The sequence below is a fragment of the Pseudoalteromonas sp. DY56-GL22 genome, from assembly GCF_041414715.1.
GTDB lineage: Bacteria > Pseudomonadota > Gammaproteobacteria > Enterobacterales > Alteromonadaceae > Pseudoalteromonas > Pseudoalteromonas simplex.
This window is the reverse complement of the sequence record NZ_JANHZR010000030.1, coordinates 1-952: the sequence shown is the minus strand read 5'-3', so window position 1 is coordinate 952 and position 952 is coordinate 1. Positions and strand designations below refer to the sequence as shown.

At 41.8% G+C, this 952-nt stretch carries 1 pseudogene; it reads right to left on the bottom strand.

Going from position 1 to position 952, the window contains the following annotated elements:
* Positions 1–31 precede the first annotated feature (31 nt).
* Positions 32–952: pseudogene (locus NO991_RS20555) on the bottom strand (IS3 family transposase); the annotation flags it as partial.

Sequence of the window (952 nt, the reverse complement as noted above, 5' to 3'; positions counted from 1 at the left end):
TGATCTGACCCCGATAAAGTAGACACGGGGTTTAATTAACTTGTTCGTACTGCATGGGACTTTTATACCCTAGGGTGCCATGTCTTCTTACTGAGTTGTAGTATTTTTCAATATAAAAATACGTTTGTGTTGTCATTTCACTACGACTCAGTTCATTTAAATTCTTTATCCACTCCTTTTTATACTGCGCGAAAAAGCTTTCTGAGCACGCATTATCCCAGCAGTTACCTTTTCTAGACATACTCACTGTGACACCTCTATTAGTTAACCACCTCACTGTTTCCTTTGCGACATACTGAGCTCCTTGGTCTGAATGAAAGAGCAAGTTCGAACCATCAGGTTTGCGTGCTGACCATGCTTTTCTCAGGGTTTTAATAACTAACTCGGCGTTGTTTATCCGGCTTGTTACCCAGCCAACAACCTTACGAGAATACAAATCAATGATGACGCATAAATACTGCCAACCATCTTTACAGCGTACTTGTGTGATGTCTGATACCCACACGGTATTTGCTGTATCAACATTAAACTGGCGTCGTAATAAATTACTCGCTTTGATTGTACCTTCTTTCTTCGCGCGACTTGTATAGCGTCTCTTACCTGATTTTGAACGATAGCCAACGCTTTGTAATAGTCTCTGCACACGCCCTTTACTACAATCAAAGCCATGCGCTACCGCTGCCTCCCAAAGCTTTCTATAACCAGGAATGCAGTGCTCTTGGTCGCTGACATGCTTTAGAAATTTCAGTAACGAACTGTTCTCTTTATGGCGTGTGCTAGGTAATTGCTTTAACCATTTATAATACCCAGCTGGCGACACAGATAACCAACTGCACAACTTCTTCACTGTGCGTTTAGCGTCTGTGACCTTGTGGATATATTCGAACCTTATTCTTTTAGGCTGTCGAAGTAGACCTTCGCCTTTTTTAAAACGTCATTCTCCAACTGAGCA